This is a genomic window from Microbispora amethystogenes, assembly GCF_016863015.1.
GTDB lineage: Bacteria > Actinomycetota > Actinomycetes > Streptosporangiales > Streptosporangiaceae > Microbispora > Microbispora amethystogenes.
On the sequence record NZ_BOOB01000014.1, the window covers coordinates 82,795 to 107,309 of the forward strand.

Sequence of the window (24,515 nt, forward strand, 5' to 3'; positions counted from 1 at the left end):
GTGAGCACCGCCCATCCGCGGGGCGTTCCGTCGTCGTACGGCGGCAGCCGACCGGCATCACCACCGGCCGGAGCGGACCCAGGCGTTCTGGTTGAACCAGCAGTGGCCGCCCCGCCGCCTGCAGATGTTGCCCTGGGAGTTGGCGGAGCCGTTCACTCCGACCGTGGCCTGCTGCACACCGGTCGCGTTCTTGAGGCTGCCGACCACCATGTAGTTCCCGAAGACCCTGCCGTTGCCCACGGAGATGCGGGACCCGTTGCCGTTGTTGTCGGGTCCCACCCAGCCTCCGCCGCCGTCTCCGCCGTGGGACACCGGCACGGCGTACATCGGCCGGGCGTACGCGGCGGACGTGAGGCCGGGCAGGAAGCCGATCGCGAGGCCCGCCCCGAGGACCGCCGCGACCGCGACCACGAGTGCGGCACACCGGCACCGGGTCACTCGGATGAGCGCGTCGCGCGCAGCATGCACCTTCATCTCCGCCGGCTCCGCTCCTCTGGTGGACGTGCGAACGCGTCGCCTCCTGCGACCGCAGTCGTGACGTACCCCGATGCGCGGGGTCGCTCGCGGTCCACGTCGAGCCCCGACGCAGCGGATACCGATCCTTTCCCGGCACAGGGCGACTTAGGAGCATTCATCCCATTCGAACGCGGCGCGGGTCAGGCCGGCGCCAGCACGTCCAGCGCCCTGTGGTCCTCGTCCACCCCCGGGAGGAGCACGGCGTCCCCGGAGGAGTTCCGCGTGCGCAGGGGAAGGATCTCCTGGTAGGCGGGCGACCGGTACCACGCCCGCGCCGTGTCGAGGTCGGGGAACCCGATGACGATCAGGGTCTGCGGCCAGCTGCCCTCCAGCACCTCCGCCTCGCCGCCGTGGATGACGAACCGGCCGCCGAACGGCTCCAGCGTGGCGTCGATGCGCCGCAGGTACTCGACGATGTCCGCGCCGACGGCGACGTCGCGGAGCTGGGCGATGGCGTAGGCGGGCATGGGTTCCTCCTGTGGCCTGGGCGGCGATGCCGGGGACGGGCGTCCCCTCCTGGTTCCGAGCATGTCCCAGGCCGGTCACGGAGGCGATGACCCCTGAGGTAATGCCCGGGCGGCGGAGCCGTCCGCGTCTCGCCCGTCGGACGGGACCGGCGATAAGGAGGGCGATCGATCACGCTTTCGCTATTCTCCCCGTTATGGCCGAATCGCTGGGGGAGCCACTGGCCTCGCGATACCACCTGCTCCGCCCACTGGGCTCCGGCGGCATGGGCCGGGTCTGGCTGGCCAGGGACCCGGTGCTCGACCGCGAGGTCGCCGTCAAGGAACTGCGCCTCCCTGACGGCCTCGGCGAGCGGGAGCGGGCCGAGCTCGTCGCCAGGGTCATGCGCGAGGCCGAGGTCACCGCGCGGGTGCGGCACCCCGGGATCGTCGCGCTGCACGACGTGCTCGTCCAGGACGACCGGCCGTGGATCGTCATGGAGCTGCTCCGCGGCCGGGACCTCGCCGCGCAGGTCGCGTCGTACGGGCCGCTGCCGTACCGGCAGGTGGCCGACCTCGGCGCCCGGCTCCTGGAGGCGCTGTCGGCCGCGCACGCGCAGGGCGTGCAGCACCGGGACGTCAAGCCGGGCAACGTCTTCCTGTCCGCCGACGGCCGGGTGGTCCTCACGGACTTCGGCATCGCCCGGCCCGCCGGCCAGGCGTCGATCACCGAGGCGGGGCTGCTCGTCGGCTCGCCCGGCTTCATCGCGCCCGAGCGGCTCGCGGGCGACCGCGGGGGCCCGGCCGCCGACCTGTGGTCGCTCGCGGCCACGCTCTACACGGCGGTCGAGGGCGTCCCGCCGCACCAGGGCACCCAGGCCGAGGTGATCGCGGCGACGCTCACCCGGGACCCCCGGCCGCCGGTGCTCGCGGGGCCGCTCGGCCCGGTGCTGACCCGGATGCTGGCCCGTGACCCCGCGCACCGCCCGGACACGGGCGCGGCGCTCGCGACGCTGCGCCGGATCGCCGACGGCGGCACGCCCGGCCCGGAAATCCGGACCGACGCCCCCGCCGGGCCCGCCCGGCGCCGCCGGTGGTGGATCGCGGCCGTCGCCCTCGCCGTGGCCGCCGCCGCGGTGCCCCTGACGGCGTACGCGCTGCGGGACGGCGAGCCCGGCCCGCCCCCGCCGCGGGTCTCGCCGGTCTTCACCCGCGCCGTGGACCTGTGCCGGGCGCTGCCCGGAGCGGAGGTGCGCCGGATCCTGGGCGCCCCGGCGGACCCGCGCCCGGAGAAGGCGGGCTGCCAGTGGACCGTCACGGGCGCGGGCGTCGAACTGGGCGCCGAGACCGACTCCGACACCCCGGAACCCTGGGCACTGGACCTCGCCTCCGCGCGGACGCTCATGCAGGGACTGCGCCGGCAGTACGCCTCGGGGCCGCGCGACGGCGACCTGATCTGGTACGAGGTCGGGCTCGACCGGAAGACCCAGGTCGTCGAGTCGGCCGCGCGGGACGTGCCGGGGCTGGCCGACGAGGCCTTCGCCGTGGACGTCACCACGCCGGAGGGCACGGCGAAGGCCGCGTGGGTGTACTTCCGGCTCGGCGACCTGGTGGCCGTGCTGCGGTACGCCCACCTGGACGTGACGTCCCCGGCCCGGCTGCGGGACGCGGCGGTCGCGGTGGCCCGGTCGGCCGCCGGCGGCCTGAGCGGGCTGGCGTAGCCGTGGAGGTGCTCGCCGGGCGGTACCGCCTCCTCGAACGGCTCGGTGAGGGGGGCGGCGGCACGGTCTGGCGTGCCCACGACGAACTGCTGCGCCGCGAGGTGGCGATCAAGCAGCTCCGCGTCCCGCCGGATCTGGACGACCGGCGGCTCGCCGAGTTCCTCGGGCGGGCCGTCGACGAGGCCCGGGCGGCGGGGCGGCTGAGCCACCCCTCGATCGTGACGATCCACGACGTCGTCGGGCACGCCGGACAGCCGTGGATCGTCATGGACCTGGTGCCCGGCCGCTCCCTCGACAGGATCGTCCGCGAGCACGGGCCGCTGCCCTCCGAGCGGGTCGCGGAGATCGGGCTGGCCGTGCTCGACGCGCTGGAGGCGGCCCACGCGCGGGGCATCCTGCACCGGGACGTGAAACCGGCCAACGTGCTGATCGGGCCGGACGGCCGGGCCCTGCTCACCGACTTCGGCATCGCCGCGCCGATGGGGGAGGGCGGCGCCTCCTGGCGCAGCTCGGCCGGGTCGCCCGCCTACATGGCGCCGGAGCGGTTCCGGGAGGAGCCCGACGGGCCCGCCTCGGACCTGTGGTCCCTCGGGGCCACGCTCTACACGGCGGCCGAGGGCGAGACGCCCTTCCACCGCCCCACCGCCGCCGCGCTCGTCGCCGCCGTCCTGCTCCACGAACCCCCGCCGATGACGCGGGCGTCCCGGGTGCTGGCCTGGATCGTGCTCGCCCTGCTCGACAAGGATCCGGCGCGGCGCCCGCCGCCCGACGTCGTGCGGCAGGCCCTGCGCGCCGCCGCCGCCGCGCCGCCCGTCCCCGCTCCCGCCGTACGGCCCGCCCGGTCGTGGCGCCTGGCCGTCGTGGCGGCCCTGGTGATCGTGACCGGCCTGGCGGCGGGCCTCGGCGCCTGGCTTCTGACGTCGGGGCGGGACGAGGGCGGCGGGCGCTTCGCCGCCGTCCCCGACGCCTGCCGCAGCCTCACCGACACACAGATCCGCGACCTCCTCGGTGCGACGACCCGCCCGGAGCCCGCTGGGGACGAGGGGAGCGAGGGCGGCGGAGGCGCGCGGCCGGGCGGGAACGGCGGAGGCGGCGCGGGCGGATGCGCGTGGACCGAGCGCGTCAGCGGGCACGCCGGCACGATCACCGTCGGTTTCCGGCTGCCCGGCGACGGCGCGGGCGAGGCGGCGGCCGCCCGCGACCTCGCCTCGGAGCGGGTGGCCCGGGGCGCCGCCGCGCGGGACCGCCCGGGGATCGCCGACGAGGCGTTCGCCTGCGACACGGCCGACCCCGGAGCCGGGACCACCGGCGCCACGGTCTGGTTCCGCCTCAGCAACCTCGTCGTCGAGGTGGCCTACCGGCGCACCGGCGACCCGGCGGTCACCCAGGCCGACCGGAGCACCGCCGAGCGCGCCGCCGAACTCGTCGGCATCGGACTCGGCTGAGGTCGCCCCCCATTCGACCCTCCCGTTCGCACCCCCCTGTAGGAGACGTGTTGACATCCTCCCCTCCCTGAAGGGAGGGGATTCCAACCCTCACAGGTTGGTCTTCCTGTTTCGCTGCCGGCCGCCTCGTCCGAGAGGACTCTCGTTGAGGTCTTACACCAGCTCCACAGGCGTTTCACCTCTCCGCCAGCCCGGCGGCGAGGATGTTCCTGGCGGCGTTGACGTCCCGGTCGTGGACCGCGCCGCAGGCGCACTCCCACTCGCGGACGTGCAACGGCATCGCCTCTGCCAGGGTCCCGCAGACCGAGCACAGTTTCGAGCTGGGAAACCACCGGTCGATCACGACCAGTTCCCGCCCGTACCACCGGGCTTTGTAGGCCAGCATCGAGCGCAGTTCCCGCCAGGAGGCGTCGGAGATGGCGCGGGCGAGCGAGTGGTTCTTGACCATGTGGCGGACGGTCAGGTCCTCGATCACGACCGTTTGGTTATCGCGGACGAGCGAGGTGGTCAGCTTGTGCAGGAAGTCCCGGCGCCAGTCGGCGATCCGCGCGTGCAGGCGGGCGACCTTCACCCTGGCCCTGGCCCGGTTGCTGCTCCCTGCGGTTGTGCGGGCGAGCGCACGCTGAGCCCTGGCCAGCGCGCGCCGGCCGGCCCGCTCATGCCGGGGGTTGGTGATCTTCTCACCGGTCGAGAGAGTCACGAGGGCGGTGATCCCCGCATCCACACCAACCGCGCTTTCCACCGGGTCGAGCGGGCGAATGGTCTGCTCCACCAGAAGGGACACGAACCACCGCCCCGCCGCGTCCCTGCTCACCGTCACGGTGGACGGCTCCGCCCCCCGCGGGAGTGGACGCGACCACACGATGTCCAGCGGGGCGTCCATCTTCGCCAGCGTGAGCTGGCCGTCGCGGTAGCGGAACGCCGAGCGGGTGTATTCGGCCGACGCCCGCGACTTCTTCCGCGACTTGAAGGTGGGGTACTTGGCCCGCTTGGCGAAAAAGTGGGCGAACGCCGCCTGCAGGTGCCGCAACGCCTGCTGCAACGGCACGGACGACACCTCAGCCAGGAACGCCAGCTCTTCGGTGCGCTTCCACGCCGTCAACGCGGCCGAGGACTCCGCGTAGGAGACGCGGACGCCCTCCAGGGCATAGGCGCGGGTACGTTCCTCAAGAGCCTTGTTGTAGACCAGGCGCACGCACCCGAACGTCCGGGCAAGCTCGGCGGCCTGCTCGGAGGTGGGATAGAAGCGGTACTTGTAGGCACGCTTCACCGTCTGCGCCACACCGCACATCATGCCACCCGATCAATCGAGGATCGCCTAAATTCGTACAGCGGTTCGCTTTGCGGCGAAACGCCTACCCCTGCCCTGCTCCGCAGGCAGTCCGATTCCTCCCCTGCCTGAAGGCCGGGGGCTTCCTCGGAGGCTTCGATGAACAGCGGTGACGACAGGCCCGTCGGCCCCGGCGGGAACCCGCCCGAGGACCGGCCCTCGCGAGGCGGGCCGCCGTACCCGCCGCCCTACCAGCCCTCCCAGCAGTCGCCGCAGCAGCCGCCGTACCCGCCGCCCCAGCCCCCGTACGGCCCGCCGCCCGGCGCCGCCCAGCCCGGCCCGCCACAGGGTCCGCCCCAGGGGCCGCAGCCGGGCGGGCAGCCGGGCTTCTACCCCGGCGGTCAGCCCGGCCAATACCAAGGCCCGCCCCAGCAGGGTCCCTCCCAGGGGCCGCCGCCGGGGGAACAGCCTGGCCCTTACCCCGGCGGTCAGCCCGGCCAGTATCAAGGGCCGCCGCAGCAGTATCCGCCGCAGTACTCCCAGCCGTACCCCGAGCAGTATCCGCAGCAGTCCGGGCCGTCCGGGCAGCAGTATGGGCAGTCGCCGTACCAGTCGGGACAGCAGCAGTATGGGCAGCCGCCGTACCAGTCGGGGCAGCAGCAGCCCTGGCAGGGGTGGCAGGCGGCGACGCCGCCTCCGCCGGAGCTGTGGCAGATGCCGACGCAGCCGTCGGCCCCGGCGCGGCGGGGATGGGTGCTGCCCGTGGCGGCGGTCGGAGCGGTGCTGCTGGTGGCCGGGGGCACCTTCACGTACATGACCGTGCGGCAGGGCACGACCCCCGCCCGGCCGGTGGCGACCCCGGCCCGGCCGGCCGCCTCGTCCGCCACGGCGGCGCCGCAGGCGGCGGCCGCGGACGTGTGCGCGATGCTCGACCCGGCCGAGGCCGAGCGTCTCGTGCCGCGCGCCGAGATCAACTCGTCGAGCAACGACAACCGCGGCGGCACCCTCGTCAGCTACGTCCGGTGGACCTGCGAATGGAGGAACCGGAACATCTCCTACAAGGACGTCACCCGCAGCCGCGAGATCACGGTGAACGTGTCCAGGTTCGACGCGCTCGGGACGACCACCGCCGAGCAGGCGGCGCGCGTCCAGTACAACGGTGAGCTCAGCCAGTACAAGTACGGCGCGACCCACTCGGACAAGGAGCACTACTACTCGAAGCCCAGGGAGTTCCGGGAGATCGGGAACGGCGCCGTCGCCCGCTACCAGTGGACGCGGGAGGGCAAGCAGTACTGGTACTCGTTCGGCGAGGGGGCCGGCCGCGTCGGCGACGTGTACTTCCAGGTGAAGTACGAGGCCAGCCAGAAGAAGAAGGAGGCCGACTTCCTCTCGGCCGAGTCGACTCAGTCGATCACCGAGGAGAACGCCATTCGTGAGGTGAAGGGACTGCTCGCCCAGGTCGCGAAGTCGGTGACCGCCTGGCGGGCGGGGCAGCCGCTGCCCTACCACGCGCGTCCCAAGCCCAGCCCCACGCCGTCGCCCTCGCCCACCCGGATCCCGCTGCCCAGGGCCTGCGTGAACCTCAAGTCCCTGGCCGCCGGCCTGGTGCCGGGCACCGAGGGTGCGGCGGCGCGGAGCAAGGAGGGCAACTCGACCGTCACGCAGTGCCAGTGGTGGAACGACGCGCTTCCGGTCGGCGGCGGCAAGGTCCGGTGGCGCAACCTGCGCATCGCCGTGCACACCTTCTGGGATGCCGAGTCCGCCCGCTACTACTTCATCGACGAACGCTCGAAGACCAAGTTCACGGCCAGCAGCCAGATCGGCGGCATCCGGTGGGGCAAGGTCGAGAAGCTGAGCGGCTTCGGGCAGGACGCCTTCGGACAGGCGATCCGGCAGCGTACGGACACGGCCCAGTCCAACCGGTACGAGATCTACGCGCTCGACGGCAAGAACGTCATATGGGTGCTGTTCGGCGGCAGCGACCGTCCGGAGAAGACGCCGATCAACTCGTCCGACTCCGTGCTCATGGACCCGAAGGAGGCCGCCACCGGGGCCAGGTCGCTGGCCAAGGCCCTGCTCGACGCCCTGTGACATGACGGCTGCCGAGCGACGCGCTGCCACTCGACGAGCTGTGACGTGGCGGCCGGTGATGTCGCGGCCGGTGATGTCGTGGCCTGTGATGTCGTGGCCTGGGGTGACGGTGTTCGTCCGGGATCGCGCGGGTATCTCCCCCCTCGACCGCGAGTCGACGACGGGGGGACGACCATGGCTACGTGTGAGGTCTGCGGCAACGACTACGACATGGCCTTCGAGGTGCACAGCCAGGGGGCGGTGCACGTCTTCGACAGTTTCGAGTGCGCCATCAGCCGGATGGCTCCCGTGTGCGAGCACTGCGGGTGCCGGATCGTGGGCCACGGCGCGGAGTACGACGGCCGCTGGTTCTGCTGCGCGCACTGCGCCCGGCAGGAGGGCGCGACCAGGATCGTCGACAGGGAGGTCACCGGCGCCGGAATGCGCTAGGTCACGGTTCGAAGGCGACGAGGCGGATGACGAGGAATCCCTCGCCTTCGGGCTTCGGGGGCAGTGTCGCGCCGGGCACGGCCTCGAACACCTCGGGGTGCTCGTCGCGGGTCACGACCCCGAACAGGTCGTCCGGCGAGGCGACGCCGAGCCTCAGCGCGCGTCTCGCGACGGCGTGGACACCACCGCCCGCCTCCAGTTCGGCGGCGACCGCCTCCGCCGCCGACCGGCTGGACACGCGCAGCCGGGCGACCCGCGCCCGCTCCGGCGGGGCCGACCTGGCACGGAGATAGTCTTCGATCTCCCACACGAGTAGTTCGCCGAGATAGTGCGACTTATCCCTCTTCACGGTGACCAGGGTCGCCTGTCGCGTTTGATTCTCGTTTGCACTCGGGTTGCCCCGCCGACCGCCGACCGCCGACCGCCGACCGCCGACCGCCGACCGCGCCCGCCGACCGCCGACCGCGCCCGCCGACCGCCCGCCGCTGGCAACGGGCCGACGCCGGGCCGCGAGCGTGCGCTGCGGCCGAGACACGCGTGGCGGCGCGGCCCCTGGATTCACGTGCCGCCTCACGGTAGGCTTTAGTTAGTTCCATAGCCAAACAAATGCGGAGGAGCGGGTGCCACCAGGGTACCGGGGAGACGCTGGGACCGGTGGCCGGTGCCGAGCCGCGCGTGACGGAGCCGGAGCGGCCGTCCGTACCGCTGATCTCATGTCGGATTGCGCGCAATTGCGGCATGATGAGCCCAAGCGGGAACGAGGCGGACAGTGATCACTTCGCACAACGGGCCACAGCCGGCCGACTTCACGGACGTACGGGCGACCAACCTCGCCGTCGTGCTGCGGTTCGTCCGTGAGAACGCCCCCTGCTCCCGGGCCGACATCGCCGCCTCCACGGGCCTCAACAAGGCCACCGTGTCCAGCCTCGTCGCCGACCTCATCGACCGGCGCCTGCTGCGCGAGACCGGCCTGACCGAGCACCGGGTCGGCCGCCCCGCCACCATGCTCGTCCTGGACGGCTCGCCGTACGCCGCGATCGGGATCGAGGTCAACGTCGACTACATCACGGCGGTCGCCGTGGACCTCAAGGGCGAGGAACTGCTCAACTGGCGGCGCTCCTTCCCCGGCGGCACCTCGGGGCCAGGGCAGGCCGTCGTCGCGATGGCGGCGCTGGCCCGGCGGGTCGTCAGCCGGATGACCAAGGAGGCCCGGCAGGTGCTCGGCCTGACCGTGGCCGTCCCCGGCCTCGTGGACGTCGACGGCATCGTGCGGGTCGCCCCCAACCTGGGCTGGCGCGACGCCGACCTGGCCGGTGACCTCACCAAGGCGCTGCGCGACCCCGGCTTCCCCGTGCTGGTCGACAACGACGCCAACCTCGCCGCGCTGGCCGAGCACCGGTTCGGGCCCCATCGCAACGCCGCCAACCTCGTGTACGTCACCGGCGAGGTGGGCGTGGGCGCGGGCATCGTGCTGGACGGCCGGCTCAGGCGGGGCGGGCAGGGCTACAGCGGCGAGATCGGGCACCTCGAACTCGACCCCGCCGGGCCCGTCTGCCGCTGCGGCCGCCGCGGCTGCCTGGAGGCCGTCGCCGGGGTCGGCGCGATCCTCGCCCACACGGCCCCCGACGCCTCGCCGTCCGATCTCGAACTCGAGATCGACGAGGTCGTACGGCGGGCGCGGAACGAGGACCGGGAGGTCCTCGGGCTGCTGGAGAACCTCGGGCGCCACCTCGGCCGGGGAATGGCGGCCGTGGCCAACCTGCTCAACCCCGAGGTCGTGATCCTCGGCGGCTACTACGTGCCGCTCGCCCCCTGGCTCGTCGGCTGCGCCGAAGAGGAGATGTACGGCCGGGTGCTCGCCCCCGGCGGGGGCGGCTGCCGCCTGGAGGTCTCCACCCTCGGGTACGGCGCCGCCGCGCTCGGGGCGGCCGCGCGGGTGCTGGACTCGGTCGACTCCGGCCGCCTGCCCGCCCAGCGCTGACCCGGGCCCCGCCGGCGAACTCTGCCGGCCTCCCCCTGCCGATTCCGCCTGCCCATGCCCTCTCTGCCCATGCCCCTGCCGACGCGGCGGGCCCTGACGGCGGGGCATCGGCCGGAGCGCGAGCCGCTCCGATGTCGGACGGCGGCGAACCAACTGGCCCCGCCAGGCGTCGAATGACGGCACACCCGAGGAATTGGAAAAGCATTGAACACTCGCCTGCTCTCCGCCGCCGTGCTCGCGGCCGCACTGGTCGCCCCCGCGACCGCCGCCGCTCCGGCCGGGGCCGCCGCCGCGCTGAAGCCCCTCACCGGGGCGGCCGTCTACCTGTCGTACGGCAAGGGCTACCCGATCAGCCGTTACGAGCCCGGCAAGGGCTTCACGAAGCTGGGCGCCATGCCCATGACCGGCCAGTTCTCGGCGTCCCCGGACGGCAGGAGGATCGCCTGGATCACCGGCGGAGGAGCCGTACAGGTGAGCGACGGGCGCACGGTCTCGACGGCGGCCAAGGGCGCCGGAGCCGGAGCGCCGTGCCTCACGCCGGTCTGGTCGCCCGACTCCAGGCAGGTGGCCTTCCTGGCGCAGGGCCAGGGCGACGCGCAGCGCGTCGTCGTCGTCAACGCGGACGGCACCCGCCGCCGCACCGCCGGCAGCACGCGCGGCGTCTGTCACCTGGCCTGGTCCGCCAACGGCCGTTACCTCGCGGGGTACGCCGGGACGACCGAGGGCGTCTACCGGTTCGACCTCAGCACCGGCAGGTCGGTCCGGGCCAAGGGCATCGGCCTCGCCAACCACGTGCAGAGCCTGTCACCCGACGGGATGAAGGTCGTCGTGGCGCCGCTGTCGCGGAACGCGCCCGGGGGCGACGGCTCCTGGCCCGGCGGCTTCCGGCCGGCGATCGTGGACATCGTCACCGGGAAGAAGATGCCCATCCCGGTGAAGGGCTCGCTGATCGGCGCCTTCTACCTGCGGGACGGCCGCCTGGCCGTCCGGGTCGCCGGGCGCGCCGCCAACACCCTGGTCGTGCTGGACGCGAACGGCAGGCAGCTGCAGCGCCTGGCCGAACCGGCCGCCGCCAAGCGGCAGGCGCTGCTCCAGATCGTCCGCTGACCGGCCTTCCCGGACAGCCACGGAGCCGCTGACGCGGAACCCTCATCCACGAACCCTCACGCGGGGCATGCAAGCGCCCCGTCGCGCTGAACGAACGGGCGTGAGCCCCGGCCGTGCGTGCGGCCGGGGCTCACGCCCGTCCTTTACGACCTCTCTTTCCGTCGTCCGTCTCGCCGCGCGGGCCTGTGCGCCCGGTTGACATCGCGATGAAACAGGCGCGACGCGGGTCTTGACCTGAGACGAGTGAAAGGGCAATCTTCCGGATAAGCCCGGATTTACACGCCGGAAACGTCCGGTAGCCCTTTCGAAGCGCTTCGACAGGCGGCGCTTCCCAACCGAACAGCGGATCCCCGCGACGCCCCCGTGGGCACCTCTTTCGGCAGGTCATCGAAGCGCTTCGACGCGAAGGGGAAGTCTCCAGATGAACGAACCGGCTCAGGACCCGGCATTCAGGAACCCCGCGCTTCCTCCCGCCGACCGGGTGGAGGACCTGCTCGCCAGGCTCACGCTCGACGAGAAGATCGGCCTGCTGCACCAGTACCAGGCGCCCGTCGAGCGCCTCGGGCTGCGACCCTTCCGCACCGGCACCGAGGCCCTGCACGGCCTGGCCTGGCACGGCCCGGCCACCGTGTTTCCCCAGGCCGTCGGGCTGGCCAGCACCTGGAACCCCGACCTGGTCCGCCAGGTGGGGGAGGCGGCGGGCGACGAGGTCATGGCCTTCCACCACAAGGACCCGCAGAGCGTGGGCCGCAACGTCTGGGCGCCGGTCGTCAACCCGCTGCGCGACCCCCGCTGGGGCCGCAACGAGGAGGGCTACTCGGAGGACCCCTGGCTCACCGGCGTGATGGGCACGGCGTACGCCTGGGGCCTGCGCGGGAGCCACGAGGTGCTCAAGACGGCGCCGACGCTGAAGCACTTCCTGGGCTACAACAACGAGACCGACCGGTGCGTCACCTCCAGCGGCCTGCCGCCCCGGGTGCTGCACGAGTACGAGCTGAAGGCGTTCCGGCCCGCGCTCGAAGCGGGGGCCGCGGTGGCGGTCATGCCGTCGTACAACCTCGTCAACGGCCGCCCGGCCCACCTGTCGCCGCTGATCGGCAGCCACCTGCGGGAGTGGGCGCCCGACGACATCCTGGTGGTCAGCGACGCCTACGCGCCGGGCAACCTCACCACGCCGCAGGGCTACCACAAGGACCTCCCCGAGGCGTACGCGCACGCGATCAAGGCCGGGCTGGACAGCTTCACCCAGGACGACGCCGACGGGGCCGCGACCCTGGGCCACATCAGGACGGCGCTCGGCCGCGGCCTGCTGACCGAGGCCGACCTCGACGCCGCCGTGCGGCACACCCTGTCGATCCGGGTGCGGCTGGGGGAGTTCGACCCCGCCACGCCGTACGACGAGATCACCCACGAGGTGGTCAACAGCCCCGAGCACCGGCGGCTCGCACGGGAGGCCGCCCGCCAGTCGATCACGCTGCTCAAGAACGACGGGCTGCTGCCGCTGTCCGCGCCGCGCACCGTCGCGGTGATCGGCCCGCTGGCCGGCGCCCTGTTCGAGGACTGGTACAGCGGCACGCTGCCGTACCAGGTGACGGCGTTGACGGGGCTCACCGAGCGGTGCGGGACGGTCTACCACGAGGGCGTGGACCGGGTGGCACTGCGCACCGAGGGCGGCTACGTCGGAGCGTCGCCGGACCCCGGCGGCGGGCCGCTGTACGTCGGGAGCGAGCGGTCCTGCTTCGACGTGTTCGACTGGGGCGGCGGCGCGTTCGCCTTCCGGGCGTGCGCCAACGGACGCCACGTGCAGGCGGGCGAGGACGGCGTGCTCGTCAACGACCAGCCCGGCCCGAGCGGCTGGGAGGTGCGCCAGACCTTCCGGATCGAGGAGCGGCCGAGGGGCGTCGTGCTGCGCAACATCTCCTCCGGCCGGTACGTCACCGTGGCCGGCGGCGTCGTGCGGACGACCGACGACCCGGACGCCGCGTCCGTGCTGTCCGTCGAACTGGTCGAGAGCGGCGCCGCCCGCGCGGCGGAGGCGGCGGCCGGCGCCGACGTCGCGGTCGTCGTGCTCGGCGACCACCCCCTGGTGAACGGCCGGGAGACCGAGGACCGGACGACGCTGGCGCTGCCCGAGCGGCAGGAGACCCTGCTGAAGGCCGTCCACGCGGCCAACCCGGCGACCGTGCTGGTGATCTCCAGCGGCTACCCGTTCGCGGTCACCTGGGCGCAGGAGCACGTGCCCGCGATCGTCTGGTCGGCCCACGGCGGGCAGGAGTACGGCAACGCGCTCGCCGGCGTGCTGCTCGGCGACGACGACCCGGGCGGCCGTCTCACCCAGACCTGGTACCGCTCGGCCGCCGAACTGCCCGACCTGCTCGACTACGACGTCATCGCCTCCGACGCCACCTACCTCTACTACCGCGGCCGGCCGCTGTACCCCTTCGGGCACGGCCTGAGCTACACCCGCTTCGCCTACTCGGGCCTGGAACTGTCCACGGCGGAGGCCGGGCCGGGCGACACGGTGACGGTCCGGGTGACCGTGACCAACGAGGGCGGGCGCCCGGGGGAGGAGGTCGTGCAGGTCTACACCCGCCAGCGGCGCTCCCGGGTGAAGCAGCCACTGCGTCAGCTTCGCGGCTTCGCCAAGGTGCGCCTCGCGCCGGGCGAGAGCCGTACGGTGGAGGTGGAGGTGCCGGTCGACGACCTGGCCTTCTGGGACGTCACGCGCGGCCGGTTCGTGGTGGAGGACGCCGCGCACACGGTGCAGGTGGGCGCGTCGTCGGGGGACATCCGGCTGTGTGCGCCGCTGCGGGTGCGGGGCGAACGGATCCCCCCGCGGGTTCTCACCGGCCGGCCACTGGACGCGGCCGGCCACGACGAGTACGACGGGGTGGTGCTGTGCGACGCGGCGCCCGATGCCGGGGACGCCGTCCGCTCCGCCTCGCCCGGGGCCTGGATAGCCTTCCGCGACTGCGACTTCGGCGGGGAGCCGGGCGGGGACCCTGAGGGGGACCCGGTTCCCGGTGACGCGGGCCCGCGGACGTGCGCGCTCACGGTGTCGAGCGACGAGGGAGGGGTGGTCACGCTGCGGCTCGACGACCCCCTGACCGGGGAGGTGGCCGGTGCGGTCACCGTCCCGCCCACGGCTACCAGACACGATTTCGTCGGTGTGAGCACCCCCCTGGCGGGAGCGGCCGGAGTGCGCGATCTTTATGTGGTGTACGAAAGCGAGGGGGTCACGGTGAGCACGCTGGCTTTCCTCGGAGGGCTCCGCCCGTGAGGACCGTGACGATCGCCGACGTCGCCAAGCACGCGGGAGTCGCCGTCAGCACGGTCTCCTACGTGCTGAGCGGCAAGCGGGCGATCTCGGCGACGACCCGGCAGCGGGTCCTCGACAGCGTCCGGGTGCTCGGCTACCACCCCAACGCGGGCGCCCGCGCCCTGGCGAGCAAGCGCGCGAAGGTCATCGCGCTGGTGCTGCCGCTGCGGGCCGGCATGAACCTGCCGGTCCTCATGCAGTTCGCCACGTCGGTCGTCACCACGGCCCGCCAGTACGACCACGACGTGCTGCTGATGACGGCCGACGAGGGGCCGGACGGGCTGCACCGGGTGGCGGCGAGCGCGCTGGTGGACGGGCTCTTGCTGATGGACGTGGAGATCCACGATCCTCGCGTGCCGCTGCTGCGCCGGCTCGCCGAGCCCGCCGTGCTGATCGGTTTCCCGGCCGACCCGGAAGGGCTGACCTGCGTCGACCTCGACTTCGCCCGGGCCGGCGCGCTGTGCGCCGACCACCTGGCCGACCTCGGGCGCCGCGAGATCGTCCTGCTCGGCGCGCCGTCCGTGGTCTACGAGCGGGGCACCGGCTTCGCCGAGCGGACGATGGCCGGGTTCGCCGAGGCAGCGGCGCGGCACGGCCTGAAGGCAGGGGCCTGGCCGTGCGAGGAGTCGTTCGACGAGGTCCACGCCGCGGTGAAGCGGCTGCTCGACGAACGGCCGGGGCTTTCCGGGCTCGTCGTGCACAATGAGGCGGCCGCCGGCCATGTGCTGGGGGCTCTGCGGATCCTCGGCAGGCGGGTGCCCGAGGACGTCTCGGTGGTGGCGATCTGCCCGGACGACATCGCCGAGCGGGCCAGCCCCGCGCTGACCTCCGTGCTCGTTCCCGCCGAGGACGTCGGGCGTCAGGCGGTCCGGCTGCTCATGGCCAAGCTGGAGGGCCAGTCCGTCCCGGAGTCGACGCTCCTCGAACCACGGTTGACGATTCGCGAAAGTTCACGATGATCTCATTCCCCGACGGCTTCCTCTGGGGGGCCGCGACCGCGTCGTACCAGATCGAAGGAGCGGTCCACACCGACGGCCGCGTCCCCTCCATCTGGGACACCTTCTCCCACACGCCCGGCATGGTCAGCGACGGCCACACCGGCGACATGGCCTGCGACCACTACAACCGTTATCTCGAGGACGTCGAGATCATGGCGTGGCTGGGGCTCAAGGCGTACCGGTTCTCGGTGGCCTGGCCGCGCCTGGCCGACCTGGGCTTCTACGACCGGCTCGTGGACGCCCTGCTCGCCAGGGGCATCACGCCGGTGGCGACCCTCTACCACTGGGACCTGCCGCAGTCGTTGCAGGACGCGGGCGGCTGGACCAACCGGGAGACGGCCTTCCGGTTCGCCGACTACGCCGCGGCCGTGCAGTCGCGTCTCGGCGACCGCGTCGCCACCTGGACGACGCTGAACGAGCCCTGGGTGTCGGCCTTCGTGGGGTACGGCTCGGGGCGGCACGCGCCGGGCGTGACCGACCCGGCCGCCGCCTTCACCGCGGCCCACAACCTGATGCTCGCGCACGGTCTGGGCACGCAGGCCCTGCGTGCGGGGGGCGCCGAGTCGGTCTCGCTGACGCTGAACCTGACCCCGATCCTCGGCGACCCCGAGCCCGCCCGCCTGATCGACGGGCTGGCGAACCGGCTGTTCCTCGATCCGGTGCTGCGCGGCGAGTATCCCGCCGACGTCCTCGCCCATATGGAACGCTTCACCAAGGTGAACCTGGACGACCTGCCGACGATCGCGCAGCCGATCGACGTGCTGGGCGTCAACTACTACACCGTCAACCGGGTCGTCGCCGACCCCTCGGCGGAGGGGCACCCCGAGTATCCCGGCAGCGAGGGCATCGCCTGGGAGGACCCGCACGGGCCGGTCACCGAGATGGACTGGGAGATCAACCCGTCCGGCCTGGAGGACCTGCTCGTACGGCTGTGGCGGGAGTATCCCGGCACGCCGCTGATGATCACGGAGAACGGGGCCGCGTTCCCCGACGGGGTGTCCGACCCCGGGCGGATCGCCTATCTCGACACCCACTTCCGGGCCGCGCGGTCGGCCATGGACCGCGGCGCCGACCTGCGCGGATACTTCGTGTGGTCGCTGCTGGACAACTTCGAGTGGGCCCGCGGCTACCACAAGAGGTTCGGCATCGTCCGCGTCGACTACGACACGCTGGAGCGCACCCCCCGCGACAGCGCCCGCTGGTACCGCGACGTCATCGCCCGCGGCGGCCTGGAGGACTGACCGGAGCGCCGGCCGGCCGGGCCTTCGGAAATCTCGTGATCACACGCTCTCCCGCGGGCCCGGCGCGGGCGGCAGCACCCGGCCGCCGAGGTGGGGGAAGACCTTCGCCACCTTGGCGGTCAGATAGTCGCCGTACGTGCCGGTGAAGGCGCGCAGGTCCAGGCCGTCCCAGCGGGGACGGCCACCGTCGCGGGCGGGCAGGGAGGGCAGCGGCGGCACCTCGCAGTCCCACCCCGGATCGAAGAAGAAGGGGAAGGACAGCCTGCCGCGCCCGGTGTGGTTGCGTACGCGGTGCGGAGTGGACCGGTAGAGGCCGCCGGTCAGCCGGTCGAGCATGTCGCCGATGTTGCAGACCAGCGTCCCGGGGATCGGCGGCGCCTCGATCCAGCCGCGGGCCGTGTGCACCTGCAGGCCGGGATTGCCGTCCTGCAGCAGCAGGGTCAGCAGGCCGTAGTCGGTGTGCTCGCCGACCCCCCACTCGTCCGGCCCCCACCCGCCGCGTCCGGACTCGGCCGCGGGCGGGTAGTGGAAGATCCGGAACAGGACCGTGGGCGTCGCGGTGTAACCGGAGGCGAAGTAGTCCTCCTCCAGCCCCAGGCTCAGCGCCACGCCCCGCATGACCGCCTGTCCCACGCCGGTCAGCGCGTCCATGTACGCCCGTACGGCGGAGCGCAGTTCCGGCACCTCCTCGGGATAGAGGTTGGGCCCGTGCAGCGGCCGGGGATCCTCGCGGCCGAGGTCGGCGCCGAAGTAGAGGCCCTCCTTGAGATCGGGGCGGCCGGAGGTGAGCTCGCCGCCCACGGGGAAGTATCCGCGCCAGGCCCGCCCGCCCCGGTCCATCGAGATGCGCATCTTGTGCTCGGGCGGCAGCAGGAAGAAACGCGCGGCCGCCTCCCGGAGCAGCGCGATCAGGTCGTCCGGCACCCCGTGACCGCTGATGTAGAAGAAGCCGCTGTCGAGGCAGGCCGCCTCGATCCGGCGCGCGACACCGGCGCGCTCCCGGCCGGTGTCAGGGGTGGAGGGGCCGGTGAAAGGGCTCACGTCGATCACCGGCAATGGTCCCGCGGTGTTGCCCGCGGGGTTGACCGCACTGTTCATGCCTTCAGATTCCCTCATTCGGCACGCCGCCCGGAAGGTGGCTTTACGCGCTTGCCGTTCGCGTGACACTGGGGATGATTTGCGACAATTAGGCGCGATTCTTCAAGTTTATCTCATTACATCCTAATTAAGCTATTTGGCGTAGATTTCGGGGATGCGGTCTATAGGGCCGTATCAGGAGTAGGCGATCGGGTGGGTTTCGGGGATCGATGGACGATCAGGAGTCGTGTCGCGCTTTTCACCGGCACGGCTGTCGCCCTGTTGTGCCTGGCGTTCTCGGCCGTGCTGGTGTGGGCGCTGCACCAGGCGGCCGGCCGGCACCTCGTCAGTGAGGTGACGGCGGCGGGTGAGCGGGTGGCCTACCAGGTGGAACGCGCCCGGGCGGGAGCCGTGCTGCCGCCCGAGCCCAAGGCCTCGAACGGGTCGGTGCAGGTGGTGGGTCCATGGGGCCGGGTGCGGGCCGCGACGCCCGACATGCGGGGCAAGGGGCCCATGGCGAGCTTCCGCCCCGATGCGCCGCAGCGCAGGGCCGTCCGGGAGGTCTGCGGCGGCGTGTTCGGCCCCGGCCACTGCCGCGTCGTGGTCGCGCAGCGGGTCTACCACGACGGCAGGGACTGGACCGTCTACAGCGCCGCGCCGGTGCGGGCCTTCGACGTCCCGCCCGGGCTGGTGGCCGGGCTGGTGGCCGGGTCCGTGCTCGTCACCGCCGCCGTCGCGTACGGTGCCCGGCGCAGTGTCAGGCGGGCGCTCCGACCGGTGAAGGCCATCCGGGACGAGCTCGACGAGATCAACACCTCCGAGTTCGGGCGGCGGGTGCCGGTCCCGGCGGACAGAGGGGAGCTCCACGCCCTCGCCCAGAGCATCAACTTCACGCTGGACCGGCTGGAGGAGACCTTCGAGCAGCAACGCCGCTTCACCTCCGACGCCTCCCACGAGCTGCGCAGCCCGATCACCGCGATCCGCGCGCAGGTGGAGGACGCGCTGCTGGCCCCCGAGGACACCGACGTACGGGAGATCGGCGAGGCCGTGCTGCGGAGCCTCGACCGCCTTCAGGCGATCGCCGCCGACCTGCTGACGCTGACCCGCCTCGACGTCGGCGCGCCGTGCGAACGCGAGCCGCTGGACCTCGGCCGGCTCGTTGCCGACGAGCTGGGCCACCGCCGGGCCGTGCACAAGATGGTCCCGCGGCTGCCCCCCGGGGTGACCGTCCGGGGCGACCGCATCCGGCTGGGCCGCCTGATCACCAGCCTGCTCGACAACGCCGACAGGCACGCCGCGTCGTCGGTGAGCCTGGAGGTGCGGCGGGACGAGTCGCCCAACGGGGACCCCCGCTTCCTGTCCGGCACCGCGGTGCTGGAGGTGCTCGACGACGGCACGGGCATCCCCGGCGACCAGCGCGAGCGGGTCTTCCAGCGGTTCACCCGCCTGGACGCCGCCCGCAGCAGGGGCGCCGGGGGCGCCGGGCTGGGCCTGCCGATCGCCCGGCAGATCGCCGAGAGCCACGGGGGCACCCTGACGATCATCGACAGCCCGCGGGGCGCCCGCTTCCTGCTGCGCCTGCCGCTGTCGCGGGAGCTCTGACACCGCTCTCAGCGGGCGGGCGGCGCCTCGGCGCGGCTCTCCGTCGTGGTGTCGTCGTCGCGCCGCGTACGGCGCGGGCGGGGCGCGGCGGTCCGGCGGGTCGTCGTGGACGCCTGCCCGCTCGGGGGCGTCCCGGGGTCGTCGCCGGAGGGCGCGGCGTCCTTCCGGGCCGCCGGTGCGGCGGCGGAGGGAGCGGGATCGGCCGGCGCGCCGGGGGATGCCGTGCCGTCCGGGGCGTCCGTACCGGGTCGTGAGCCGGATCCTGTGCCGGATCCTGTGCCGGGTCGCGGACCGGAGGGGCGCGCCCCGGACCGCGCCGCCGTGTCCGGCGCGCCCGCCCCTGCCTCCGGACCCTCCCGGTTCTCCCGGACCTCGCCGCGAGACCCGCGGACGTCGCGGGTGTCGTGGGTCTCGCCGGGCCACGGCGGGCGCAGCGCCGCGATCACCGCGTCGGCCTCGGCGTCGGCGGCGAACTCACCGGCCGCCTCCGCCTCGCGGCGCTTGATGACGACCATGTGGTCCACCGAGACGCGGCCGCCGCCGGTGACGGCGAGCAGCACCGACGCGGCCCCCAGCGCCACGATGAGCTCGATGGCGCCGCCCGTCAGGGGCAGGCCGGCGTCACCGGCGGTGATCACGAACACGGCGAGCGCCTCGGCGAACAGCAGCAGCCCGACGGCCGGCACGGCGAGGCCCGCGATCAGCAGCGTGCCGCCCACCAGCTCGACCAGCATGGTGACGGCCGCCCAGAGATAGGGGACGGGCGCGTGGAGTTCGGTGAACTGCGCCTGGGTGGCGTTGAGGCCGGCTTCGAGCTTCTGCCAGCCGTTGGCGAAGAAGATCCCGCCGACGCCCATGCGGGCGGCCAGCGAGGCCAGGTCGTGCAAGGTTTTCTTCACGGCTTCTCATCCTGGGGGCTGGGGGGCAGCGGCTTGCCCGGATACTCTCCCCGGCCCGGCCGCCGTCATGCGCGGACCAGGTCAGGCGTCCGCGCGCTCGGGCGCCGGAGCCTCGGTGCCGGGTTCGCCGGCCGGGTGACGGGGGAGCAGCAGGGCCACGGCCAGCGCGGTGAGCGCGAGCAGCGCCACGCTGACGACGACGGTGCTGTGCAGGGCGGTGACGAAGGCCGCGCGGGCGGCGGCCAGGAGCGCGTCCCCGGCGGCGCCGGCCTTCCCGGCCACGTGCGCGGCCGCGGCCAGCGACTCCCGTGCCTGCGCCATGAGGCCGGACGGGACGCCGGGGACGGTTCCGAGGGACGGGGCGTAGACGATCGTGGTTATCGTCCCGAGCACGGCGATGCCGAGGCCGGCCCCGAGCTCGTAGGCGGTCTCCTCGATCGCGGCCGCGCCGCCGGCCCGCGACTCCGGCGCCGAGGCCATGATCGTGTCCGAGGCCGCGAGCAGGGCGACCTCGACGCCGAAGCCGATCCCGGCGAAACACGCGGCGAGCATCACGGGATGCTGCTCGGTTCCCCAGGTCAGCACCGGGGCGAGGGACAGCGCGGTGAGCGCGAGGCCGCCGCCGACCGTCGCGCGCAGCCCGATCCGCCCCAGCACGTGTGCGGCGGCGAGGCCACCCGCGATGGCCGCGACCATGAGCGGCAGCATCCGTACGGCGGCCTCCAGCGGGGACAGTCCCAGCACGAGCTGGAGATACTGCGCCAGCATCAGCTCCAGGCCGACCAGCGCGAAGACGGCCAGCACCACGCAGCCGACGCCGGTCGCGAAGCCGCGCTGCCCGAACAGCCCGATGTCGAGCAGGGGGAAGGCCAGCCGCCGCTGGCGCAGCACGAACCAGGCGAGCAGCGCGGCGCCGGCCACGAGGACGACGAGCGCGGGACCCCGGCCCAGCGTGTGGCCCGATCCCGCCTCCTTCAGCCCGAACGCGACCGACAGGATGCCGAGGGTGGAGAGCGCGGCGCTGAGCGCGTCCCACGGGTGGTCGGCCCGCCCCGGCGAGGCGGGCAGGATCCGTACGGCGAACGGCAGCGCGACCAGCAGCAGCGGCACATTGATGAGGAAGACCGCGCCCCACCACAGGTGCTCGACGAGCACCCCGCCGATCAGGGGCCCGACGGCCGCGCCCGCGGCGGCGACGGCGCTCCAGACGCCGAGCGCGACGGCCCGCTCCCGCCGGTCGGTGAACACCTGCCGGATGATCGACAGCGTCGCCGGCATGATCATCGCGCCGCCGACGCCGAGGAAGGCCCGCGAGACGATCAGCGCGAGCGGCGTCGCGGCGAACGCCGCCGCCAGCGAGGCCAGGCCGAACACCACGTAACCGCCGAGCACGAACGGCCGCCGGCCGTACCGGTCGCCCAGCGTGCCGAACGTCACCAGCAGCGGCGCGACCACCAGCGAGTAGACGTCGATGATCCACAGAAGCTGGACCGACGACGGCTCCAGCGCGGCCGTGAGCGCGGGGACGGCGATGTGCAGGACGGTCGCGTCGACCGCGATCAGGAGCAAGCTGAAACACAGCAGCACGAGGACCGACCACCGGCTGACCCGGGGCTCGCGCAGGGCGCCCGCCGCGCGGACGGTGACGGACCCGACCGAAACCATGATCATAAACCGCTCAGTGCTCGCGGCCCCGCTGGAACATGCGTGGCAGCTTAAGCCATGGGAAGGGGATCTCTCAGCCCTTCCGGTGATGTCGGGAACACCGCGCCGGTTCCGTATCGTTCCAGGTGATCACAGGGACCGGCGGGCGCCCCGTCCACCGTGCCGCGCGGGTCCACCCATTCCCTTCCCGCGTGCGGTATAACCGGGGTCGAAGCGGGGAGGCGTCGATGCGGGACTCCGACAGAGCACGGGCGGCGAGCCTCTTAAGTCGGACTGCGGCACGTGATCTGTTCGAACAGGTGCGTTTCCGCTATTTCCATCTTCCACCGTTCGGGCGGCGTGCGCTGTTCGTGGTGCTGCTCGTCGCCGTCATGGGGGTGGCCGCCGCGCTCAACTGGTCGCTGATGCCCACCTTCATCTACACGGTGGCGGCGCTGGCCTTCGTCGCGCTGGCGCTCAGCTATCCCCGCGCCGCCGCGACCGTGCTGGTGCTCGCCGGGTGGGGCCTGCTGCTGCCGCTGTTCATGGTGGTGTTCGGCGGCCAGACGCCCGTGCCCGGCCTGCTGATGCTGCTCGGCCCGCTGGTCGCGATCGCGGCCCACCTGATCCGGTGGGTGCCGCCCTGGCTGACGACGCTCATGTCCCTGGCGGCCGCCGGGCTGGTCGGGCTGTCGCTGTCGCCGCTGTCCTCCTCCACCGCTCTGTGGGGCGCGTACGGCGCGGCCGCCGCGGTGCTCCTCTACCGCCTGATCCTCGCCCGCAGGGCGCGCGCCGGCGCGGAGCGCGAGCCGACCGGCGGTGAGGCCCAGGAGCGGCAGCAGGTCAGGGCGGGCGGCCACCGGCCCGCCGCGGCCGAGACCGGCGCCCCGCCGCCGATCACCGTCGAGCAGGCCCTGGCCGAGCTGGAGTCCATGATCGGCCTCGAACCGGTCAAGGAGCAGGTGCGGGCCATCGCCGCGTCCATCGAGGCGGCCAGGCTGCGCAGGGAGGCGGGCTACACCAACGAGCGGCCGATGCGGCACTTCGTGTTCGTCGGCCCGCCGGGGACGGGCAAGACCAGCGTCGCCCGCACCCTCGCCAAGATCTTCTACGCCTTCGGCCTGCTGGAGACGCCCTTCGTGGTCGAGGCGCAGCGGGCCGACCTCGTGGGGGAGTACCTCGGCGCGACCGCCATCAAGACCAACGAGCTGATCGACCGGGCGCTCGGCGGGGTCCTGTTCGTCGACGAGGCGTACGGCCTGATCAACTCGGGCGACGGCCAGCCCGACCGGTTCGGCGCGGAGGCCGTGCAGACGCTGCTCAAGCGGGCCGAGGACGACCGTGACCGGCTCATCGTCATCCTGGCCGGATACGAGCGCGAGACGAACGACTTCCTGTCGTCCAACCCCGGGCTGTCCAGCCGGTTCGCCACCCGGGTCCGCTTCCCCAGCTACGACCCCGGCGAGCTGCTGGAGATCACCGAGGCGGTGCAGGAGCGCCGGGGCGACCGGCTCGCCCCCGACGCCCGTCCCGTGCTGCGCCGGCTGTTCGAGGACGTCCACCGGCGGGGGCTCGTCGACGACCTCGGCAACGCCCGCTTCGCCCGCAGCCTCGCCGAGGCCGCCGCGCAGGCGCGCGACGTGCGGGTGGTGAGCGCGGGCGGGGCGCCGCGCGGCGAGGACCTGGTGACGATCACGGCCGGCGACGTGACCAAGGCGTTCGACGAGATCACCGCCAGATACCGCGGCTACCAGGCCACGCCGACGCTGGACGAGGCGCTCGCGGACCTCGACAGGATGGCCGGGCTGGAGCCGGTCAAGCGGCAGGTCCACGCGATCACGGCCCAGCTCAAGGTGGCCAGGATGCGGCAGGAGCAGGGGCTGCCGGTCCAGTCGCAGATGCGGCACTTCGTCTTCGCCGGCCCGCCCGGCACCGGCAAGACGACCGTCGCGAGGATCCTCGGCCGGATCTTCTCGGCGCTCGGCCTGCTGGCCCGCCCCGACGTCGTCGAGGCGTCGAGGGCCGACCTCGTCGGCCAGCACCTGGGCGCCACCGCGATCAAGACCAACGAGCTGGTCGACCGGGCGCTCGGCGGCGTGCTGTTCGTCGACGAGGCGTACGGCCTGGTCAACGCCGGCTACTCGGGAGGCGACGCCTTCGGGGCCGAGGCCGTGCAGACCCTGCTGAAGCGGGCCGAGGACGACCGCGACCGCGTGGTGATCATCCTGGCCGGCTACGAGCGTGAGATGGACGCCTTCCTCGCCACCAACCCCGGCCTGGCCTCGCGGTTCAACCAGCGGGTGGCGTTCCCCTCCTACTCGCCGTCCGAGCTGGCCGAGATCGCCAATCTGCAGGCGGCCGCGTCCGGCGACAGGTTCGACGCCTCCGCCGGGCGCGACCTGGCCGACGTCTTCGACTGGGTCTGCCGCGAGGGGCTGATCGACGGGCTGGGCAACGGCCGCTTCGCCCGCTCGCTGTACGAGCGCGCGGCGCTGCGGCGCGACGTGCGCCTGGCCGCCCAGGGGACGGCGAACGCCGCCGAGCTGACCACGATCACCAGTGAGGACGTCCGCAGCGCGGTGGACGAACTGTCCTGACCCGCGCGCCGTTCTGATCCGCGCGAGGCCCTGATCCGGAGGAGAGCCGTGGCACGGCGGTGCGTGTCCCGCTGACGCCGGTCGTCACTTCCTGCTACTAATCTACTTCGAAGGGTAGCCGGAGGAGCGGAGAGA

At 73.2% G+C, this 24,515-nt stretch carries 17 protein-coding genes and 1 pseudogene; 11 read left to right on the forward strand and 7 right to left on the reverse strand.

Going from position 1 to position 24,515, the window contains the following annotated elements; genetic code table 11:
• Window positions 1-57 precede the first annotated feature (57 nt).
• Window positions 58-474 (reverse strand): hypothetical protein, encoded by a 417-nt coding sequence (locus Mam01_RS09995; RefSeq protein ID WP_204285100.1) that lies wholly within the window; start codon window positions 472-474, stop codon window positions 58-60.
• Between the two features lie 182 nt (window positions 475-656).
• Window positions 657-983: a DUF1330 domain-containing protein gene (locus Mam01_RS10000; RefSeq protein ID WP_150932373.1), complete on the reverse strand. Its 327-nt coding sequence runs from the start codon at window positions 981-983 to the stop codon at window positions 657-659.
• Window positions 984-1,177: 194 nt separating this feature from the next.
• Here Mam01_RS10000 and Mam01_RS10005 point away from each other — a divergent pair, with 194 nt between their 5' ends.
• Together Mam01_RS10005 and Mam01_RS10010 are read left to right on the forward strand one after the other, a co-directional pair.
• Window positions 1,178-2,680, forward strand: a complete 1,503-nt coding sequence (locus Mam01_RS10005) for a serine/threonine-protein kinase (protein WP_204285101.1) — start codon at window positions 1,178-1,180, stop codon at window positions 2,678-2,680.
• 2 nt (window positions 2,681-2,682) lie between these two features.
• Window positions 2,683-4,125, forward strand: a complete 1,443-nt coding sequence (locus Mam01_RS10010) for a serine/threonine-protein kinase (RefSeq protein ID WP_204285102.1) — start codon at window positions 2,683-2,685, stop codon at window positions 4,123-4,125.
• A 91-nt stretch (window positions 4,126-4,216) separates the two neighbouring features.
• On the opposite strand, the pseudogene Mam01_RS10015 reads toward Mam01_RS10010, so the two are convergent.
• Window positions 4,217-5,416: pseudogene (locus tag Mam01_RS10015) on the reverse strand (RNA-guided endonuclease InsQ/TnpB family protein); the annotation flags it as partial.
• A 138-nt stretch (window positions 5,417-5,554) separates the two neighbouring features.
• Here Mam01_RS10015 and Mam01_RS10020 point away from each other — a divergent pair.
• Together Mam01_RS10020 and Mam01_RS10025 are read left to right on the forward strand one after the other, a co-directional pair.
• Complete coding sequence (locus Mam01_RS10020) at window positions 5,555-7,486, forward strand: hypothetical protein (protein ID WP_204285104.1); 1,932 nt, start codon at window positions 5,555-5,557, stop codon at window positions 7,484-7,486.
• 174 nt (window positions 7,487-7,660) lie between these two features.
• The gene (locus tag Mam01_RS10025; protein ID WP_150932365.1) at window positions 7,661-7,915 is read left to right on the forward strand and encodes a metallothionein; all 255 of its coding nucleotides are present in this window, start codon (window positions 7,661-7,663) and stop codon (window positions 7,913-7,915) included.
• Between the two features lies 1 nt (window position 7,916).
• Here the strand turns inward: Mam01_RS10025 and Mam01_RS10030 are convergent, their stop codons facing one another.
• The gene (locus Mam01_RS10030; protein WP_133306092.1) at window positions 7,917-8,264 is read right to left on the reverse strand and encodes a hypothetical protein; all 348 of its coding nucleotides are present in this window, start codon (window positions 8,262-8,264) and stop codon (window positions 7,917-7,919) included.
• Window positions 8,265-8,684: 420 nt separating this feature from the next.
• On the opposite strand from Mam01_RS10030, the gene Mam01_RS10035 reads away from it, so the two are divergent.
• From Mam01_RS10035 to Mam01_RS10055, 5 genes are all read left to right on the forward strand, one after another.
• Window positions 8,685-9,896, forward strand: coding sequence for an ROK family transcriptional regulator (locus Mam01_RS10035; protein ID WP_204285105.1), 1,212 nt, complete (start codon window positions 8,685-8,687; stop codon window positions 9,894-9,896).
• A 204-nt stretch (window positions 9,897-10,100) separates the two neighbouring features.
• The gene (locus tag Mam01_RS10040) at window positions 10,101-11,003 is read left to right on the forward strand and encodes a TolB family protein (RefSeq protein WP_204285106.1); all 903 of its coding nucleotides are present in this window, start codon (window positions 10,101-10,103) and stop codon (window positions 11,001-11,003) included.
• Window positions 11,004-11,424: 421 nt separating this feature from the next.
• Entirely contained in the window at window positions 11,425-14,283 is a 2,859-nt protein-coding gene (locus Mam01_RS10045; RefSeq protein ID WP_204285107.1) for a glycoside hydrolase family 3 protein, read from the forward strand.
• The gene (locus tag Mam01_RS10050; protein WP_373868687.1) at window positions 14,280-15,281 is read left to right on the forward strand and encodes a LacI family DNA-binding transcriptional regulator; all 1,002 of its coding nucleotides are present in this window, start codon (window positions 14,280-14,282) and stop codon (window positions 15,279-15,281) included. The genes Mam01_RS10045 and Mam01_RS10050 overlap by 4 nt, the downstream gene beginning before the upstream one ends.
• Window positions 15,278-16,561: a GH1 family beta-glucosidase gene (locus Mam01_RS10055; protein ID WP_204285108.1), complete on the forward strand. Its 1,284-nt coding sequence runs from the start codon at window positions 15,278-15,280 to the stop codon at window positions 16,559-16,561. Before Mam01_RS10050 ends, Mam01_RS10055 begins: the two co-directional genes overlap by 4 nt.
• Before the next feature lie 39 nt (window positions 16,562-16,600).
• Here Mam01_RS10055 and Mam01_RS10060 read toward each other — a convergent pair whose 3' ends face one another.
• Window positions 16,601-17,659 (reverse strand): isopenicillin N synthase family dioxygenase, encoded by a 1,059-nt coding sequence (locus tag Mam01_RS10060; protein WP_204285109.1) that lies wholly within the window; start codon window positions 17,657-17,659, stop codon window positions 16,601-16,603.
• 492 nt (window positions 17,660-18,151) lie between these two features.
• On the opposite strand from Mam01_RS10060, the gene Mam01_RS10065 reads away from it, so the two are divergent.
• Window positions 18,152-19,240, forward strand: coding sequence for a sensor histidine kinase (locus Mam01_RS10065; RefSeq protein WP_425563118.1), 1,089 nt, complete (start codon window positions 18,152-18,154; stop codon window positions 19,238-19,240).
• An 8-nt stretch (window positions 19,241-19,248) separates the two neighbouring features.
• On the opposite strand, the gene Mam01_RS10070 is transcribed toward Mam01_RS10065, so the two are convergent.
• Together Mam01_RS10070 and Mam01_RS10075 are read right to left on the reverse strand one after the other, a co-directional pair.
• Window positions 19,249-20,139, reverse strand: coding sequence for a DoxX family protein (locus Mam01_RS10070; protein WP_204285111.1), 891 nt, complete (start codon window positions 20,137-20,139; stop codon window positions 19,249-19,251).
• 81 nt (window positions 20,140-20,220) lie between these two features.
• Complete coding sequence (locus Mam01_RS10075) at window positions 20,221-21,810, reverse strand: MFS transporter (protein ID WP_204285112.1); 1,590 nt, start codon at window positions 21,808-21,810, stop codon at window positions 20,221-20,223.
• 221 nt (window positions 21,811-22,031) lie between these two features.
• Between Mam01_RS10075 and Mam01_RS10080 the strand changes: the two genes are divergently transcribed.
• The gene (locus Mam01_RS10080) at window positions 22,032-24,380 is read left to right on the forward strand and encodes an AAA family ATPase (protein ID WP_204285113.1); all 2,349 of its coding nucleotides are present in this window, start codon (window positions 22,032-22,034) and stop codon (window positions 24,378-24,380) included.
• The last annotated feature ends 135 nt before the right edge of the window (window positions 24,381-24,515 follow it).